The 19,243-nt window shown below is 40.4% G+C and carries 17 protein-coding genes and 1 riboswitch; of the genes, 10 read left to right on the top strand and 7 right to left on the bottom strand.

The window, feature by feature from the left end; translation table 11 throughout:
• Positions 1 to 121: 121 nt before the first annotated feature.
• From rpmF to ABD985_RS19805, 3 genes are all read right to left on the bottom strand, one after another.
• Positions 122 to 325, bottom strand: a complete 204-nt coding sequence (rpmF, locus tag ABD985_RS19815) for a 50S ribosomal protein L32 (RefSeq protein WP_345374822.1) — start codon at positions 323 to 325, stop codon at positions 122 to 124.
• Between the two features lie 24 nt (positions 326 to 349).
• Positions 350 to 919, bottom strand: coding sequence for a YceD family protein (locus ABD985_RS19810; protein ID WP_345374820.1), 570 nt, complete (start codon positions 917 to 919; stop codon positions 350 to 352).
• 103 nt (positions 920 to 1,022) lie between these two features.
• On the bottom strand, positions 1,023 to 2,240 hold the full coding sequence (locus ABD985_RS19805; RefSeq protein WP_345374818.1) for a DUF1015 family protein: 1,218 nt from the start codon (positions 2,238 to 2,240) through the stop codon (positions 1,023 to 1,025).
• A 311-nt stretch (positions 2,241 to 2,551) separates the two neighbouring features.
• Here ABD985_RS19805 and ABD985_RS19800 point away from each other — a divergent pair, with 311 nt between their 5' ends.
• Both ABD985_RS19800 and ABD985_RS19795 read left to right on the top strand, forming a co-directional pair.
• Positions 2,552 to 3,265, top strand: a complete 714-nt coding sequence (locus tag ABD985_RS19800) for a 16S rRNA (uracil(1498)-N(3))-methyltransferase (RefSeq protein ID WP_345374816.1) — start codon at positions 2,552 to 2,554, stop codon at positions 3,263 to 3,265.
• 269 nt (positions 3,266 to 3,534) lie between these two features.
• Positions 3,535 to 4,200 (top strand): DUF4159 domain-containing protein, encoded by a 666-nt coding sequence (locus tag ABD985_RS19795; protein ID WP_345374814.1) that lies wholly within the window; start codon positions 3,535 to 3,537, stop codon positions 4,198 to 4,200.
• Positions 4,201 to 4,381: 181 nt separating this feature from the next.
• Here ABD985_RS19795 and ABD985_RS19790 read toward each other — a convergent pair whose 3' ends face one another.
• Genes ABD985_RS19790 through glpK form a run of 3 tightly spaced genes read right to left on the bottom strand, consistent with a single transcriptional unit; the run spans position 4,382 to position 8,601 of the window.
• Complete coding sequence (locus ABD985_RS19790; RefSeq protein WP_345374812.1) at positions 4,382 to 5,437, bottom strand: o-succinylbenzoate synthase; 1,056 nt, start codon at positions 5,435 to 5,437, stop codon at positions 4,382 to 4,384.
• Between the two features lie 25 nt (positions 5,438 to 5,462).
• Positions 5,463 to 7,055, bottom strand: a complete 1,593-nt coding sequence (locus tag ABD985_RS19785) for a glycerol-3-phosphate dehydrogenase/oxidase (RefSeq protein ID WP_345374810.1) — start codon at positions 7,053 to 7,055, stop codon at positions 5,463 to 5,465.
• Positions 7,056 to 7,080: 25 nt separating this feature from the next.
• Entirely contained in the window at positions 7,081 to 8,601 is a 1,521-nt protein-coding gene (gene glpK / locus ABD985_RS19780) for a glycerol kinase GlpK (RefSeq protein ID WP_345374809.1), read from the bottom strand.
• 197 nt (positions 8,602 to 8,798) lie between these two features.
• On the opposite strand from glpK, the gene ABD985_RS19775 reads away from it, so the two are divergent.
• The 8 genes from ABD985_RS19775 to moeB all read left to right on the top strand — a co-directional run bounded on the left by ABD985_RS19775 (position 8,799) and on the right by moeB (position 18,666).
• Positions 8,799 to 10,067 carry a GAF domain-containing protein gene (locus ABD985_RS19775; protein WP_345374807.1) on the top strand — a complete coding sequence of 423 codons (1,269 nt, stop codon included), beginning with the start codon at positions 8,799 to 8,801 and terminating at the stop codon, positions 10,065 to 10,067.
• 512 nt (positions 10,068 to 10,579) lie between these two features.
• Complete coding sequence (locus ABD985_RS19770) at positions 10,580 to 11,512, top strand: AraC family transcriptional regulator (protein ID WP_345374826.1); 933 nt, start codon at positions 10,580 to 10,582, stop codon at positions 11,510 to 11,512.
• A gap of 276 nt (positions 11,513 to 11,788) precedes the next feature.
• Positions 11,789 to 11,896, top strand: a riboswitch (TPP riboswitch).
• Between the two features lie 88 nt (positions 11,897 to 11,984).
• Positions 11,985 to 12,185 carry a sulfur carrier protein ThiS gene (thiS, locus tag ABD985_RS19765; RefSeq protein ID WP_345374805.1) on the top strand — a complete coding sequence of 67 codons (201 nt, stop codon included), beginning with the start codon at positions 11,985 to 11,987 and terminating at the stop codon, positions 12,183 to 12,185.
• A 96-nt stretch (positions 12,186 to 12,281) separates the two neighbouring features.
• Entirely contained in the window at positions 12,282 to 14,147 is a 1,866-nt protein-coding gene (gene thiC, locus ABD985_RS19760; protein WP_345374804.1) for a phosphomethylpyrimidine synthase ThiC, read from the top strand.
• A gap of 424 nt (positions 14,148 to 14,571) precedes the next feature.
• Complete coding sequence (locus ABD985_RS19755; RefSeq protein ID WP_345374802.1) at positions 14,572 to 15,219, top strand: thiamine phosphate synthase; 648 nt, start codon at positions 14,572 to 14,574, stop codon at positions 15,217 to 15,219.
• Positions 15,213 to 15,980 (top strand): thiazole synthase, encoded by a 768-nt coding sequence (locus ABD985_RS19750; protein WP_345374801.1) that lies wholly within the window; start codon positions 15,213 to 15,215, stop codon positions 15,978 to 15,980. Before ABD985_RS19755 ends, ABD985_RS19750 begins: the two co-directional genes overlap by 7 nt.
• Before the next feature lie 275 nt (positions 15,981 to 16,255).
• A complete protein-coding gene (gene thiH / locus ABD985_RS19745) occupies positions 16,256 to 17,389 on the top strand; it encodes a 2-iminoacetate synthase ThiH (protein ID WP_345374824.1) in 1,134 nt (377 codons plus the stop codon).
• Between the two features lie 185 nt (positions 17,390 to 17,574).
• A complete protein-coding gene (gene moeB / locus ABD985_RS19740; protein WP_345374800.1) occupies positions 17,575 to 18,666 on the top strand; it encodes a molybdopterin-synthase adenylyltransferase MoeB in 1,092 nt (363 codons plus the stop codon).
• Here moeB and ABD985_RS19735 read toward each other — a convergent pair.
• Positions 18,633 to 19,229, bottom strand: coding sequence for a thiamine phosphate synthase (locus ABD985_RS19735; protein ID WP_345374798.1), 597 nt, complete (start codon positions 19,227 to 19,229; stop codon positions 18,633 to 18,635). The two genes, moeB and ABD985_RS19735, sit on opposite strands and share 34 nt — an antisense overlap.
• Positions 19,230 to 19,243 lie beyond the last annotated feature (14 nt).

The raw sequence follows: 19,243 nt of genomic DNA, 5'->3' as shown, positions 1-19,243 counted from the left end.
ACTACCATCCCCCACAGTGGACTTGCACCACCTAGCCAAATACCATGCACGGCACACTAAAAAAAAGGAAAGCCACAAGGACTTTCCTTTCTGTAGATTATCTATTAGACAATCAAAGAGATTACTCAGCAATTTCTTCTGCTGGAGAGTTATCAATCACAACTTGGCCTCTGTAGTACATTTTACCTTCAGACCAGTAAGCGTTGTGCTTCACGTGAGTTTCTCCAGTAGTAGGACATGTTGTCAATTGAGGAGTGCTCAATTTCAAGTGAGTTCTTCTTTTGTCTCTTCTGGTTCTCGAAATCTTTCGTTTAGGATGCGCCATTTTTACTTCCTTTAAATTGTATTGCTATTTAAGTTTTTTCAAATCCTGCCAACGAGGGTCGATGTCGTCATTATCGTCATCATCTCCTTCGTCGTTGTCGTCACTGTCATCTTCTTTCTCTCCCTCATAGATAATTTCTATGGCATAATCCTCATCCAGTAATTCATCTTCATCCCATTCATCTCTGTAGTCAGGGTGAATTCGTTTTGCCGGTAAAGATAAGACGATAAAGTCATACAGTGCCTGAGCCAAATCTATTTGGAGTTCATTTTCAGGGATAACAAAAAGATTGTCATCTAGTTCCTCAAAGGCTTCTCCAAATTTGTAGTAAAGCGTATCATCTACCTCAAAAGGCTCGTCAAACGCTTCTAAACTACGATCACAAAGAAGAGTAACTTTTCCATCAATATGAATATCTACCTGCAGGGATGTTTCTGTCTTGGTTACGGTAAGCATAACCTTGGCTTTGACATCCTCCATAACATCGGATTGGAAATATTCCAGTAGCGCTTTATCTACTTGCATTTCAAACTGATGCTGTCCATTTTTCAGATTATAGATATCTATACTGTATGGAGATTGTTCTTTTCTCATGATTCTCAGATTTAGGCTTGCAAATTTACTAAATAAAATTGCATTGAAAAACTTATCCCAAGAAAAAATTGGACTAATCTGTAAATCATTAATACGCTTGACCTTATAAAGAGCGAATATCTCCAAAAATATGCCCACTTACCATCTTAGGGACAAAACAAGTTGATTTTGGCAACATGCGCTCCCCTTTTTTAGTAGCGTTCATTAACTCCTCCGCAGTCACACCATTATTCAGTAAAATATAGTCTGTCTTAAACGCATTGAGCTCATCCAAGCAATCTATCAAATCATTTTGATAAGCGATCAGTCTACTTTGCACCTGAGCTTGTCCACTAATCCCAAACACCTTTTCGATCAAGTAATAATGTAGTACCGTTGTCGCAATATCTTTAACCGACTCATCCATCACCCAAGGGATATGCTTAGATAACCCTGCCTTAAGCGTCAACGAAAGAGCATAATTGCGATGGATCAACCCAAAGCCATAACGTCCTTTCAGTTGCTTTACTACCTCCTCAGGAGAGGCACATACCTCACAATGGAAATACGGTTGCAAAGCGGAGATCATTCGGTCCAGAGAAAAATCTCTAACATTTTTCAGCAAGCGATGTGTTGGTAGAATACTCATGTCGTTATGTGTTATGTTGGTCAAATAAATCAAATGATAGGAAGCACTCTTATCCCTATGATACAACACCTGACTACTTCTATAGCGATGATGTCCATCAGCCAGATAGGCAGGAACAGCCCCCAGTACTTCTTGAAACAAGGCAATCTTTTTGGGATCAGTAATTTTACCGATACGGTAAGTGGTACCCTGAAACTCATGTGAAACAATGCAATGAACATGTAAAGCTTCTTCCATCAACTCTTCCAGCAAGGTTGTTTCTAGCGTATAAAATCCATGTGTAGGACTACTTTGTATACCCGTAGTGTCTAAAAGACGAACTCTTTGCTCCAATTGCTCAAGAATAACTTCCTCATGAAGCAGCAATTGTTTGTCATCTTCCATAGAAATCATTCCTATGACTCCTCTCTGTAGAGACCTCCCCTGTCCACTGCTATCTGGAGTAGATTGCTCGTATATATACAAGGCTGCTTTCTCATCCCGAATTACCACCTTTTCGTTCAAGGCTTTTTGCCACCATTTCATAGCTGATAAGCTTTTACCTCCCTCATCGGGGTACATTAGATGACTGCTGCTATGTTGATGCTCAAACCTATTAATCACTTGTGGAGCATTTTCTAAAGGCATAATAACTGCAGAGAGATTAATATCAGTATGGTAACGGTACGCTCGGAATGGAAGTAATAAGGGCATATAGACTATAGCAATAGGTTTGCTAAGAATATACTATTTTAAAAAAGAGTGTTGAATAAAAGTTTAAGTAAGATTACCCACTGATATACACGTCTTTTTTTTAATGGTCTTTTATTCTTATCGCCTTCTCCCTTCCTTTTTGCATTGTTTTGTCACAAAAGCTATTGTGCATTCCCAATAATCAAGGCATATTTGCACTCCCTGAATATATGTATTATAAAAAGGGGAATTGATCATTTTAAACGACAAAGCATCAAGAATACCCGAAAACAGGGAAGTGCTTTTCATAGAAAACATGGAATAAAAATATTATGAGAGTCTTTTTTCATCCAGAGGTACAGCCGGACCATACAACATGTACCCTTCCAGCAGAAGACAGTAAGCATGCCGTAAAAGTATTGCGAATGCAAACAGGTGATGTACTTCAGCTGCGGGACGGAAAAGGAGGCGTATATGATTGCCAAATCAAGGAGGCTAATCCCAAAAAATGCGTTTTAGCGATTGATCGTTATGAGTATTTTGATCGAACCTCAGAAGGTCGTATACATATTGCTATGGCACCAACAAAAAATATGGATCGAACAGAGTTTTTTGTAGAGAAAGCCGTAGAGATCGGAGTAGATGCAATCAGCTTTATGCTAACCCATCATTCTGAGCGTAAAGTGGTCAAGACGGATCGCGTACAGCGAATAGCCGTTTCGGGCATGAAACAATCCCGTAAGCTTCACTTACCCAATATTGGAGAACTGACGCCCTTCGAGGAATTCGTCAGCAATGTAGAGGCTGATGAAAAGTTTATTGCCTATGTACCGGAGAATCCCGACCATCACCTTTTCAAGGTAGCATCTCCGAATAAGAATTACTGCGTCCTTATTGGGCCGGAAGGAGGCTTTACAGAAGAAGAGGTCGCTTTTGCCAAGCAGCATGGGTTTAAAGCGGTTAGTCTAGGGAAAAGTAGATTAAGGGCAGAAACAGCGGCGTTGGCAGCTTGCCATACGCTTAATCTATTGCAGATAAGGGATTAGGTGCTAACTTAAGAAAACACTACATATAGAAAGAGAAGTACAAACCCGCTTCAGGTCTTAGGGAGGACCCTAAGACCAGTTTATTGGTTGGTATGTAGAAGTGTAGGGTCGTACGACAGCATTTTTTTAAGGAGGATTTGCTGAAAGCATTTTTTTTCACCAGCTTAAAAAAAGAATACTTTATCTTTTCCTGATAGAAGAGCAAATGTATTTACATCTAAAGACATAGCTAATCTTAAGAGTTTAAACAATAGCGCTAAAATACGACCATGTGGAAAAAAACTTATTTACTGACCTTTCTACTATTTATAGGAGGAACCTCTTTACTCCAAGCACAATATTCTTTTAAAATTGCGAAGCTAAAATATAATGGAGGAGGTGACTGGTATGCGAACAAAACTGCCCTGCCTAATCTGATCGATTACTGCAATAACCAGCTGGGTATGAATGTTAATCCAGAGGATGAAGTAGTAGAAGTCGGCAGTGGGGAAATTTTCACCTACCCTTATGTCTACATGACAGGACATGGAAATGTTGTCTTCTCAGATGATGAAGCAGAGAATCTGCGCAACTATCTTATTTCCGGAGGATTCCTTCATATTGATGACAACTATGGTTTAGACAAGTTTGTCCGTCTAGAAATGAAAAAAGTATTTCCTAATCTTGAGTTTGTAGAGCTGCCTTTCACACACCCTATATACCATCAAAAATTCGATTTCACCAATGGACTTCCAAAGATTCACGAACATGACGGGAAACGTCCCCAAGGGCTAGGAATCATTTACGAAGGTCGCCTCGTTTGTTTCTATAGCTATGAGTGTGATCTGGGAAATGGATGGGAAGATCAGGAGATCCATAATGATCCTGAGGAAGTAAGAATTAATGCTTTGAGGATGGGAGCCAATATTATGGCTTTTGCATGTTTGAGTTATTAAAGTAAGGGCGACCCACTAGGGTCGCCCTCAATGCTTTTCACTTAAGTTGAAAGTAAAAAGGTAGAAACTGGTCTTAGGCTCCACCACGTCATGTAATGATAAGACCTGAAGCGGGTTTACACTACTCTTGATATATGCACTATTTCCTTAAGTTGACGACATTGTGGAAGCCCTCACTTTATTACCCTAAGCTTCCCCACGCTTTGGTGGTATCATAATAAAGCTCTCCTTTTTCTATCGTTAGAGGTGAATCAATATTATTGTGATACAATTGTCCCGTTCCCAATCCCTGAGGCATCGTCACCGGATACTGTGCCGTAAACTGACTAATGGCATTCAAGCCTACATTAGCCTCTAGGGCGGAGGTCATCCACCAACCAATTCCTCTTTCCTCTGCCAAATTGATCCATTCTTCTGATTGTTGGAATCCGCCCAAAAGAGACGGCTTTAGAATAATATATTGAGGCGATATACGGTCCAATAGAGATGCTTTCTCACTACTTTTTATACCAATCAACTCTTCATCCAGTGCAATAGGTAAAGGCGTTTGCTGACAAAGTTCACGCATTACCTCTATTTGCCCTGCCTTAATAGGTTGTTCAATAGAGTGTAGTTGATAAGAAGCGAGTCGCTGTAATTTTTCTAAAGCATCCGCTGCAGTGAAAGCACCATTAGCATCTACCCTAATCGTAATCTCTTCCGGTGTATAGTTACTACGGATGTATTCTATCAGTTCACATTCTTCCTCAAAGTTGATTGCCCCTACCTTAATCTTGATACAATCAAACCCTGCCTTTAGCTTTGTTTTTACTTGCTCAAGCATAAAGTCACGATCGCCCATCCATACCAATCCATTAATAGGTATACGTTGAGTACCTTTTCTAAAATCATTTCCAAAGAAGTCCCTGGTTCCTCCGTTCAGGTAATCATATACGGCCATCTCTATCCCAAAAGCTATACTAGGGTATTCTTCCAACCCTGGAATACTTCGGAAGCGCTTAAGGTCTTCCATTTGGGACAACTGCCGGGTACATTCTCTTAGAAAGTCTTCATAATCGGGGCGATCATCAATACTCAATCCCCTAAGGGGGCTACATTCTCCTATACCTGTTATCGTAGGGTTTTCCGGTCGAAAGATCCTGATGAAATAGGTTTCCTTTTGTTGTATTGCTCCTCTGGAGGTACGAGCAGGGAAATTAAAGTCCAGAATGTGTCTTTTATACTCTACTTTATACATCTGTTCTAGTTAATGCTGTTTGCCGTTAAAACTCAGGCTCATCGTTTCGGATTTGTCTATAGCTATCAGACAATTGAGTAAACTCTGATAATTGGTTCAGTTGCCACTCAGTACTCTTTCCCAATATCTCTGCCATCCACTCACTGACCATGGGTGCTGCCTCAACGCTGGCTTTTGCATCCAAAAGTAAGGCCCGCGTTCTTCTTGACAAAATATCTTCTACGGTTTGCGCCATTTCAAATAAAACACCCCAAAGGATTTGTACTTTCAAATACGGTAGATCAGCATGGATTTTCTCTCCTAATGCCGGTTCTCTCTCAATCAGCTGCAATAATTTTCCTTTATCATTTCCATAGACACTCAAAGGGTCATCAAAGTCCACTTCTTTTTGGTAACCATGTAATAAGGTACTCTCTGTCAGACAAGGCTGAGAAGAAAGTTTGAGGTGCTCTTCGTATAGGTTGACAACATCCTCTCCCATTTTTCGATAAGTGGTCCATTTACCCCCTATAACCGAGATCAACCCTGTGTCCGAAATAATCACCTGATGAGACCTTGACATCCCCTTGGTACTTTTCGTATCTGAAGCATCCGGCTTTGCAAGAGGACGCAAACCAGCAAAGACGCTTTTAATATCATCTCTTGTGGGTGCTTTGGATAAATAACGGGCAGCCGTTTTTAGGATAAAATCAACCTCTGTAGAAAGTGCTACAGGCTCCAAGGTTGGAGAATCAACTGGGGTATCTGTGGTACCTAGAATGATGACATCATGCCAAGGAACAGCAAACAACACTCTTTTGTCTTCCGTCCTTGGAATCATTAAGGCTGTATCTCCCTGCATAAATGATCGATCCAAGACAATGTGTACCCCTTGACTAGGTTGAATAGATTGTGGTGCTCTCGCCTTATCCATAGACCGTATACCATCAACAAACACTCCCGTGGCATTAACCACTGCCTTCGCCTTAATTTTTATTGGCTCTTCATTAATAAGGTCTTCTACTTGTACTCCTGCAATTTGCTCGTCCTCATTCTTATGAAGCTGGGTTACCTTTGCGTAGTTCAATAATGTTCCTCCATAATCAGCAATGGATTGTGCCAGAGTAATCGCCAGACGGGCATCATCAAACTGACCATCATAATAAGTTACTCCTCCATTCAATCCTTCCTGATTGATATTCGGTAATGCTTTGATAGTTTCTTCCCGGGAAATACTTTCAGAAGGACCTAACCCTAATTTCCCTGCCATCATATCATAGATTTTTAACCCCGCTGTATAGTAAGGAGTTTCCCACCAATCAAATGCCGGAACGACAAATTTTCGGTTTTGTACCAGATGAGGTGCATTTTCCATTAATACCCCTCTTTCATAGAGGGCTTCTTTGACCATCAATATATCTCCTTGCTCCAGATAGCGTACTCCTCCGTGTACCAATTTCGTACTTCTTGATGAGGTTCCCTTTGCAAAATCCGACTGCTCCAGAAGCAACGTTTTGTATCCTCTTAAGGTAGCATCATAAGCGACGCCCAATCCGGAAGCACCTCCTCCAATAACCAATAGATCCCATTCTTGATCCTTCATCTGATGGATCGTAGAAAGCATATTTTCCCTTTTCATCTCTATTCTAATTAAATGCTGTAATTCAAGACTTGACGGTGGAAGATGAGGCAGGTATCCAATCTTTACAACGGCCTACCGCTTTGGTCCATAACTGTACCAGTTTGTTACGTTCTTCTTCTGACATGCTTGGTCGGAATATTCTTTCTTGCTGAGCGTTCTTTTCCAGTTCCGTAATATCTTTCCAAAAGCCCACTGCTAACCCTGCCAAATATGCGGCACCAAGGGCCGTTGTTTCCAATATCTTTGGACGGACCACAGGCACTTCTAATAGATCTGCTTGTGTCTGCATTAATAGATTATTCACTACAGCTCCTCCATCTACACGCATCACTTTAGGGTAGATACTTGAATCTGCGACCATCGCCTTCATCACCTCCAGGGATTGAAAACATATGCTTTCCAAAGCAGCCCTGGCGATATGTCCCTTATTTGTACCCCGTGTCAATCCAATAATGATTCCACGAGCGTAATGATCCCAATGAGGCGCTCCCAGTCCGGTAAGTGCAGGAACAAAATATACCCCTCCATTATCTGCAACTTGCAATGCCAATGCTTCGATCTCTGCAGCATCCGAAATCAAGTCCAATTCATCCCTGATCCATTGTACTACCGCTCCTCCCATAAAAACACTCCCTTCTAAGGCGTACTGCACTTGATCTCCAATCTTCCAAGCAACGGTAGATAAAAGCTTATGATTAGAGATGATTGGTTTATCTCCTGTGTTCATTACCAAGAAGCATCCTGTTCCATAGGTATTCTTCACCATTCCCTTACGGATACATAGTTGTCCAAATAAAGCTGCTTGTTGGTCTCCTGCAACTCCTGTAATCGGAATACCATCCAAAGAGGATTGACAGTTTACTTCACCAAGATGCTCACTACAAGAATGCACTTTTGGAAGCATTTGGCTAGGTACTTCAAAGATATCCAAAAGACTCTCATCCCATTCGAGGTCATGAATATTGAATAATAAGGTGCGACTGGCATTGGTGACATCTGTGACATGCTGTTGTTTTCCGGTAAGTTTCCATATTAGCCAGCTATCAACCGTTCCAAACAATAATTGGCCTTGTTCTGCCTTTGTTCGTATCTCCGTATCCTGCTCCAATATCCATCGAATCTTGGAAGCTGAGAAATAAGGATCTATCAATAACCCTGTTTTGTTGCGAATGAGGTTTTCCAAGCCTCTTCCTCTCAAACGGTCACAATAAGTATCTGTACGGCGGTCCTGCCAGACAATTGCATTATATACAGGGACTCCTGTTTCCTTATCCCATACCAATGTCGTTTCCCTCTGATTGGTAATCCCCATGGCAGCAATATCACTTGCCTGTAGATTCGCTTCTTTCAAAGCTTCTTCGGCTACAGTTAATTGGGAAGACCAAATTTCCATAGGGTCGTGTTCGACCCATCCATCATTAGGGAAATATTGCGTAAACTCTCTTTGCGCCATGGAAACGATCGTTCCTTGGTGATTAAAAATAATAGCTCTTGAACTAGTGGTTCCCTGGTCCAGGGATAGAATATATTTTGACGTACTCATAATAATAAAGAGGTCTTGTTTTCAGCTATCGAGAAATAGAAGCTTGTATATCATTTCTGTACAAATAAATATTCCATACAAGCACTAAAGAATCTATTGATGTAATATAATATTGTACTTTTTCAGATTAATGCATAATATTTAGTAACACAAATTGGTTGAACTAAAAAAATAACCTATAGACCCATCAAAAGCCCATGTCTTTATTAATCAATGCGAAACAATACCCTTTATCGTATCAGGAGTTAGAACAGTATAATCAGTCTTTTTATCAAGCAGCCTTTACACTATTCAATTACTTATTACTCCTTCTCTTTAGTGTAAGCTTAGTGTTATCCCTTATTTACGACACTTGGGGGATTGCATTAGGGTTCTCCTTATTCTCCCTGACCTTTTATATCTTGATGTTTAAGTATGGAGAACTCAAATCCTCAGAGCAGGTATACTTGCTAGTGGTCGTCTTATTAACTTTGCAATTACAGTTCACTTTTGAACTGAAAGACATCTCCAGCACACAGCTCCTCTACTTCACTATGATGACCTTATTGGTACTCTTTAGAGACTGGAGAGTTTTATTACTTTTTTATATGGCTAACCACACCTTCTATCTGGTCTTATTTTTATTTACCAAAGGGTATTGGATCCATCAATTACTTGAGCAGTCCCAAGGAGGAGTCACCCTTATGGGATTACAATTAAATCTACTAACCTTATTGATTGTGGGTTTTTTACATTTCTGTGTGGGGGTGATGATTAGTATTTTATTAAACAGGCAAAGTATTGCTGCAGCTAAGCAGGTCTTTTACTTAGAAAAGCAAATGAATTTATGGACACATAAAGAGATTATTGATGATTTTATTCAGGAGACCTATGATAAAAACTACCCTATTGCTCCACAGGATGAAATCGGAAATACCCTAATCAATTTACAGGAACACCTCCAAAAACAATCCCTTCTCTACCAACAGGAAAGTGAAAGCTTATACCATTTACATAAGTTCAATAAACTTCTATTGAATTGCAGCTATTTGGAAGAGGTTAGTCATTGTGTCGTTAAGGAACTAAGTGATGTCTTTGAGTCAGGAAGTACCCAACTCTATATTATTCACCCTAAAGAAAAAATGATAGAGTTATTGGCTTCCTATGGAGTAGCTTCTCAAGAAAACACCCCAAAGTATATACCTTTTGGGGAAGGACTCTTAGGGGAAGCCATTCATTTTAAAAACCACTATATCATTAAAGATATTCCTGAAACAACCCCAGTTATACAGTCAGGCCTAGGAGCACAGCTCCCCAAAGAAATTGTTATTGTTCCTCTGCAAGTTAAAGGGAATAACGTAGGAGTTGTTGTCCTTAACTTATTACACTCCCTCGACAAGCACCATCTTAGTATGTTGGGTGACATGGTGCAGAATATTGGCGTCCTTATTCAAGTGCATCTGCAGCAAAAAACGACTGAAGCCTAATAATAACCTCCAAAAAGTGAAAAAATAAGGTGAAAGAATTCTAAAAATTATTACATGGATTTCTTCGCCTTTTAGGTAGCCTAAAACCTATGAGACACATAATCTTACCTGTTTGGCTTACACGGGCTTCTCTTTCGGTAACTTTTCTTACACTTTAAAAAAGCTTTATTGTACTTTCTTACTGCATAATCCAAATAACTCAATGCAGAAAGTATTGAATTTTTCTAAAAAACATCATATTTTAATTATAAGCTAAGGATGAAATCTTATATGGACATTCTTAAATGCACTTATAAGATTTATGGATATATGGGGATTAAAGCGAAAACAATAATGTTTATCTCCATTAGAATAAATGAATATTTAAAAAAAAGATTTTTTGAACTTTTTTTATTAAATTAAAAAAATACTATTTTAGTTATGCAGTACGTTACTGTATTATATTGAATGTATTATAAACAACATGCTACCGATTCCTAGTAACCTTTACTAATCTTAAACCAAGTGCCATGATTGATGATTATAACAAAATTATTGAGTCACTAAATATCAAGTTTATTCGATCGAATACACTGAATGTGATTCAGCCAGTAAAAGTGAATAACTTTTATGATGTGCAAAACTCTCTCATTCTTGTGAACTCAGGCATGATCAAACTGGATAATCAGCAAGAAGCAGGTCCAGGATCTCTTATGTTTCTACCAGGAGGTAAATCAGCACAGATTACCTTTGGAGCACAAGAGACTGATGAGATTATGAATGAGGTATTCATGAACAAACGTGAGCAATTCTTGAGACAACATGGGGCACCATCAAGTGATGTCATGGTCGAAGAAGTAGTTCACACTAATTTTACGACCGTAACCTTTGATGTGAAAGCATTTGATTCTGTCAACTTCTTTACCTCTCTGGACCTACCTCCTTTTATCATTTCAGACAATATCCTATTGAAGGATTTGGTGCAAAAAATCTCTCAGGAGAATAACTCTGAAGTAGCCGGTAAGTCAAGAGTCACTAACTTGTTGACGGAGTACTTGATCATCCAATTGTTCCGCCATATTCTAGAAAGAAATATGTTCGTTGAACAACTGGCTACTAATAGCAACTACTTCAAGGATCCTCGTTTGATTGATATCTTCAACTACATCAAGAAAGAGCTATCAGGAGATCTATCCAATAAAGTATTGGCAGGGGTCGCGAATGTTTCTGAAGACTATGTAGGGCAGTACTTTAAGATGCTGACAGGTATCAACCCACAAGATTACATTGAGTACCAAAGAATGGAAAAGGCAGTAGAACTATTGCGTACTTCCAAAAAGAGTATTCGACAAATTGGCCAAGAGGTAGGCTATAAGGACACTGCATACTTCTGTCGTCGTTTCAAGATGATGTTTGGTATTCCTGCAGGAAAGATGAGAAGAAGGGATTCACTAATTGATATATAGCATATGAGATATGATTACCGGTAAGGCCAGCTATTTTTTAACGCTGGCCTTATTTTTTACGTCTCAATGTAAATTAAAGCCTAAAAACAATACACATTAAGATTATTCTCAATCACTTACACTTTCTCACTTCATTTATTTAGAATATTCTCGAACAACCCTCTACCCTATTTGTTAACCTAATACGCAAGTGATGTAAGTTATTGCCACAGATAGCAATGTTTCAAAATAAGAAATTAAAATATTTGCATTTGTTTAGTGTAATAATTTAACTTGCGGACGCTTTAGGGGTGTTCTGTACCACAAGTCGGTATACGAACTGAGATCTTACCCTCTGAACCTGATGCAGTTAGCACTGCCGTAGGGAAAAGCAGCTACAGGATATAGTCCACCTTTATCGACTTCTCTCCCATGTGTCTGCCCTCCTAAAGCTTATCACATTTAGTTATTTACTATAAATTTTGAATTGTGTATGCAGGTCCTCATCAATCAGCGTCCTATTGATTGCCAAGAGAAAAGTACACTATTGAATTTGATTGAAGAACAGCAGTTCTCTCAACAGGGTATTGCTGTAGCCGTCAACAACAATATTGTTCCAAAAATCAATTGGGCATCTCACGTACTGAATGCCAACGACCATATTACCATCATTGGTGCCACACAAGGCGGATAAGCAAAGAAAATGCTATACCTATTTTCTTTTGTATAACAAATAAACAGCAGGGACCTAACTCCTTAGGTATCACTTACACACTAATCACTTACGAAAATGAGAGAAGAAAGAATTCCTTCAGAGAAAGCCATTACCAGAGATCCATTCCCAGCATCCAAGAAAATCTATGTGGACGGAAAAATCCATGACATTAAGGTAGCCATGCGTGAGATTTCTTTGCATGATACTATCGTCAAGCTACCTAGCGGAAAAGAAAAAGTAGAGGTGAATGAACCCGTAACGGTATATGATACCAGTGGACCATATACAGATCCTAATGTAGAAATTGATGTTCGTAAAGGATTAAGCAAGCTACGTCAGTCATGGATACTAGATCGTGGGGATGTAGAGCAACTGGAAAGCATTTCCTCTAACTACGGACAGGAGCGTTTGAATGACGAAACATTGGATCACCTTCGTTTCGAGCATTTAAGCAAGCCCTATAAAGCCAAAAAAGGGAAGAATGTCTCTCAGATGCATTATGCCAAAAAGGGAATTATCACTCCTGAAATGGAGTATGTGGCCATTCGAGAAAACCAACGTCTACAGGAAGCGAAGCAAATGAACATGCAGCATCCTGGGAATAGTTTTGGAGCGAACACCCCTATCGGTGAAATCACCCCTGAGTTTGTACGTGACGAGATTGCTGCAGGTAGAGCGATTATCCCGAACAACATCAACCACCCAGAGACAGAGCCGATGATTATCGGTCGTAACTTCTTAGTAAAAATTAATGCCAATATTGGTAACTCTGCAACTACTTCCAGTATTGAAGAAGAAGTAGAAAAAGCAGTGTGGGCTACGCGTTGGGGAGCTGATACAATCATGGACCTTTCTACAGGAAAGAATATCCATGAGACAAGAGAGTGGATCATCCGTAACACAGCCGTTCCCGTAGGTACAGTACCTATTTACCAGGCATTGGAAAAAGTAAATGGCAAGGCTGAAGACCTTACTTGGGAGATCTTCAGAGATACCCTTATCGAGCAGGCAGAGCAAGGAGTAGATTACTTCACCATCCACGCGGGTGTATTGTTGAGATACGTACCATTGACTGCCAAAAGAATTACGGGTATTGTATCCAGAGGAGGTTCTATTATGGCTAAATGGTGTTTGGCTCACCACAAAGAGAACTTCCTGTACACACACTTCGAAGAGATCTGTGAGATCATGAAAGCCTATGATGTTGCTTTCTCCTTGGGAGATGGCCTTCGTCCAGGTTCATTGGCAGATGCTAACGATGAGGCTCAGTTTGGGGAATTGAAGACGTTAGGAGAGCTAACTAAAATTGCTTGGAAGCACGATGTTCAGGTAATTATTGAAGGCCCTGGACACGTACCAATGCACATGATCAAGGAAAATATGGATAAGCAATTGAGAGAGTGTTATGAAGCACCTTTCTACACCCTAGGTCCATTGACTACTGATATTGCACCAGGTTACGATCATATTACTTCGGCAATCGGTGCTGCACAGATTGGTTGGTATGGAACGGCCATGTTGTGTTATGTAACACCAAAAGAGCACCTTGGACTTCCAAACAAAAAGGACGTAAAAGATGGTGTGATTACTTATAAAATTGCCGCTCATGCAGCAGACCTTGCAAAAGGACATCCAGGAGCACAACTAAGAGACAATGCGTTGAGTAAAGCGCGTTTTGAGTTCCGTTGGAGAGATCAATTCAACTTGTCGCTTGATCCGGATACTGCTGAGTCATTCCACGATGAAACACTACCTGCAGAAGGTGCTAAGATTGCTCACTTCTGTTCTATGTGTGGTCCTCACTTCTGCTCAATGAAAATTACACAGGAAGTAAGAGACTATGCAGATAAAATTGGCTCTGAAGGAGACGATGCTTTGCAAAAAGGCATGGAAGAAAAATCCCAGGAGTTCAAAGAGAAAGGTAGCGAAATTTACCTATAATATTAAGCTGCTGAGCTTTTGTTCATAATGTTTAGTTGAGCTTCGCTCGTTCATGATGTTTAGTTGATAGTCATAGTATATACTTTCAGGTTAATCATGTGGCTTCTTGCCTTAAATTAAGTCTGAATAATTAACCGACAGTTGAGGCGGCTTATGCCGCTAGTCGAGAGGAGCTTCGCTCCGTTGAGATTTTGTAGTACTGCTCTTTCTCAACAGCCCGAAGGGCTACTCAACGGAGCGAAGCTCCTCTCAACGGCACGGAGTGCCACTCAACCAGCGGCGTAAGCCGCCTCAACAAAGCCATTTAATAGTAGAATAAATAGGTTAACAACTAAACATCTTGAACGAGCGAAGCTCAATTAAACAACATGAACAAAAGCTTACAGCCTTACTCAACAATCAATTTAACTAATATGATTATCCTATGAACCCATTACAATTTATCACTCAGAAACAAGACGACCTAACACCTCAAGATCAAGCAGCCTTAGCATGTCAAGGAGGTGCAAGATGGATTCAGGTAAGAGTGAAAAACGAACCTGAAGAAGTTGTCAGAGCAATTGCAGAAAGTGTCCAAGAGATTTGCCAAGCCTGTGGGGCCAAGCTGATCATCAACGACTATCCTGAGATTGCTGCTGCCATTGGTGCTGACGGAGTACACCTTGGCAAAGAAGACATCCACCCATCAGAGGCTCGTAAGATTCTGGGAAAAGACGCTATTATTGGCGGCACAGCCAATACAATGGAAGATATTCTACGCATTAAAGATGATGTAGACTATATCGGACTGGGACCTCTTCGCTTTACAGAGACCAAGGACAACCTTAGTCCTGTACTAGGCCTTGAGGGCTATAAGAAGATTTTATCTGAGATGAAGGAACAGGGGATCGACATTCCTGTATACGCAATCGGAGGCATCAGAATGGAAGACATTAATCCACTTCTGTTTGCAGGTGTAGCAGGTATTGCTGTTTCTTCTCTGATCAGCCGAGCAGATGATCCTATGACTACCACAGATAGAATCAATGCAATATTGGAGAGAAGACATTTAAATAGACCGACCATATGCTAGAAGTAGGAGGAAAAACATTTCAATCTCGATTATTTACCGGAACAGGAAAATTTAGTAGCAACAGTCAAATGGAAGAGGCTCTTTTGGCCTCTGGCAGTGAACTAGTCACCGTAGCACTTAAGAGAGTAGATATGGAAAATCCTGAAGAGGATATTCTAAACTACTTAAAGCACGAGCATCTACAACTTCTTCCCAATACCTCAGGTGTTAGGGACGCTAAAGAAGCTGTTTTTGCAGCGCAGCTAGCACGTGAAGCTATGGAAACTGACTTGCTTAAATTGGAAATACACCCAGATCCAAAGTATCTTTTACCAGATCCCATTGAAACCCTAAAGGCGACAGAGGAACTGGCTAAGCTGGGATTTAAAGTATTTCCTTATATACATGCCGATCCGGTTCTTTGCAAAAAGCTGGAAGAAGCAGGAGCTGTAGCGGTAATGCCTTTAGGTGCTCCCATCGGGAGTAACAAGGGATTGAAAACAATGGATTTCCTTGAAATTATTATTGAACAAAGCAATGTACCCGTAGTGGTCGATGCTGGTCTAGGAGCTCCATCACATGCAGCGCATGCGATGGAGCTTGGAGCCGACGCGGTGTTAGTAAATACTGCTATTGCGGCAGCTGCTGACCCTGTAGCAATGGCTAAGGCTTTTAAGATGGCCGTAGAGGCTGGTCGCATGGCTTATGAGGCGAAGCTTGCTCCGGTACAGCAACATGCTGTTGCGAGTAGTCCGCTTACTTCATTCCTGGACCAACTATAAGCTGTTGAATCGTTGATTCGTTGAATTGAGCTTTGCTCGTTGATTCGAGTTGATAGGTTGCTTGAGTGTTTGTATATATATTTCAATCAGCAGTTCAACTCGAATCAACGAGCAAAGCTCAATTCAACCCTCTGAAAGAGAAATTCAACGAATCAACAAAGCGTATTCGCATATAGCTTATTTGACTTAAACACTACTCGTGTGATTACTGTAAAATGATGCACCACTGTACTTTTATAGCAAGCTGTAAAAGTAACCTATAAAACGAAAAAGCGATTTTGTTTACTGATCTATTTGAACAATACCATTGGGATAACATTAAAGACAGCATCTACCAAAAAACTGCTGCTGATGTACGACATGCCCTCTATAAGTCGGGAAAGAGAACGCTGGAAGACTTTAAGGCACTGGTTTCCCCTGCTGCGGTTCCTTTTTTAGAAGAGATGGCACAAATCAGTCATCAACTAACCGTACAGCGATTTGGAAAAACCATCCAAATGTATGCTCCTTTATACCTATCCAATGAATGCCAGAATATATGTACCTATTGTGGCTTTAGCATGGATAACAAAGTGAAGCGTATCACGCTTAATCCTAAGCAGATTGAACAAGAGGTTGCGGTCTTGAAAGAAATGGGGTACGAGCACGTACTACTTGTAACGGGAGAAGCAAACCGTACGGTAGGCGTTGAATACTTCAAAAAAGTCATTCGTTTACTACGTCCCCACTTTTCCCATATTTCCATGGAAGTACAACCCATGGACCAGGAAGAATATGAATCCCTGATTGCGGAAGGGCTGGATACCGTATTGGTTTATCAGGAGACTTACCATCAGGAAGATTATAAAAAACACCACCCTAAAGGAAGAAAGTCTAATTTTCAATATCGTCTGGAAACACCGGATCGACTGGGAAAAGCCCATATCCATAAAATTGGCTTAGGTGTTTTGATTGGCTTGGAAGACTGGCGTACTGATTGCTTTCTGGTCGCTGCCCATTTGCAATATTTGGAAAAAACCTATTGGCAGACCAAGTATTCAATTTCCTTTCCAAGACTTCGCCCATTCTCTGGAGGGCTTCCTCCTAAAGTAGAAATGAATGATCGTGAACTGGTACAATTGATTTGTGCTTACCGTATCTTTAATCAGGAAGTAGAATTATCTCTTTCTACCCGTGAGAGTGAGGTATTCCGTAATCATGTCATTAAATTGGGCATTACTCATATGAGTGCCGGTTCTAAAACAAACCCCGGAGGATATACCGCTGAAGAAGAATCGCTGGAGCAGTTTGAGATCTCGGATGAGCGTAGTCCTGCTGAAATTGCAGAGATGCTAAAAATACAAGGGTATGAACCCGTATGGAAAGACTGGGAAATAGGATATTCTTTTGTAGAGCCATTAACTCTTTGAGATTGAATATACTTGTTCATATTGTTTAATTGAGCTTCGCTCGTTGATGATGTTTAGATGAACTTTGTTTATTTATAATCAGGGCCTTTCTATATAGAATAGTTTTATATTTTAATAAAAGGAAAGTAACTAAACAATATGAACGAGCAAAGCTCAATTAAACAGTATGAACAGAAGATAACGATATGCTAAGTAAAGAGGAAAGACTTCGATATGACCGACACTTACTCCTCCCTGAATTTGGAGAAGAGGCACAGCTCAAACTTAAAGAGGGAGCGGTATTAGTCATTGGTGCAGGAGGCTTGGGTTGTCCTGTGTTGCAGTATCTTACGGCTGCCGGAGTAGGACATATTGGAATCATCGATCATGATAAAGTAGATATTAGCAACTTACAGCGACAAGTACTGTATACAACTACGGACATCGGTCGATCCAAAGCGGTAGCTGCTGCCCAAAAGCTGGAGGCGATGAACCCATTAGTGCGGTTTACTATTCATGAGGAAAAACTGGACGCCTCCAATGCCCTGCATATTTTTGAGCAGTACGATGTGATCGTAGATTGTACGGATAACTTCCCTACCCGCTATCTAGCCAACGATGCTTGTGTATTAAGTGGAAAACCCTTGGTTTATGGGGCTATCTTTAAGTTTGAAGGACAAGTCAGTGTCTTTAACTATCAAGAAGGGCCTACCTACCGTTGCTTATTCCCTACTCCTCCGGAAGCTGGAAGTGTTCCCTCCTGCAGTGAAATTGGAGTAATTGGTGTATTGCCCGGAATAGTGGGTACGCTACAAGCTAACGAAACCTTAAAAATCCTCACTGGGCTTGGAGAAGTATTGGGCGGTAAACTTTTGGTGCTTAACGCACTTTCCATGGCGTTTAACAGTTTTAATTATCAAAAGAATCCAGAAGCTGCTAATATCAAAGAGCTTATTGATTATGAATTCTTTTGTGGATTAAAAAATAAAAATACAATGGACGAAATCACAGTAGAAGAATTTGACAAAAGAAAAGGGAATGATAACTTCACCCTCATTGATGTTCGAGAAGTACATGAACACAAGGCCGGGAACGTAGGAGGCATGAATATACCCCTAAGTTTATTGCCTCTACGTCACCATGAAATCCCTACTGACAAGGATGTCATTCTCTATTGTCAACGTGGTGGCCGAAGTATGCAAGCCCTGCAATGGCTAAAGAAAAATAGCAACCTCAACACAAATATTCTCAGTATTCAGGGAGGTTATGAAGCGTTGACTGCCGATAATAACTCCTGAAAGGATTGAACGGGAGCTTCTTGCTCCCATATACTTCCCAAGGCAACCACGCCTGAACACCCTAAGGCCAGTGCCTTCTGGCAATTGTGAGCATCAATTCCCCCCAATGCCATAACACGATAAGATGATTTTTTGATGGTCTCTTCGAGTACTCCCTTATCAAACCCCTCTTTATACCCCTTCTTGGAAATACTATCAAACACAGGACTGATAAACACATAGTCCAAGGCATGACCTTCTTCTTTCAATTGTTTTAATTGATGAAAAGAAGCCGATTGCTGATAGGGTTTGGAATGGACTTTTTTGGGACGATTACGTTCTGCATAATGAATCCCTCTCAAGGCAAACTCCCCCATCAATTCAAAAGCATCATGCAACATCACACTAGAATAATACTGTTTTGGCAATGCAGTTAGGTAAGCTTTATATTGTTCGACTGAAGCTCCCGGTTTTCTCAGATGAAGAATTTCCAGTCCCTTTTCAAACATTTCAACCCAAAGAGCGATTTCTTTATTAATCGTAGCCTTTTCTGAAATTTGTGGAGAGGTAATCACAATGAGCATAAGAAAGAATTCTT

The organism is Algivirga pacifica (assembly GCF_039543525.1).
Classification (GTDB): domain Bacteria; phylum Bacteroidota; class Bacteroidia; order Cytophagales; family Flammeovirgaceae; genus Algivirga; species Algivirga pacifica.
Note: the sequence above shows the minus strand (reverse complement) of the source record. Positions and strands in the feature narration are given on the sequence as shown.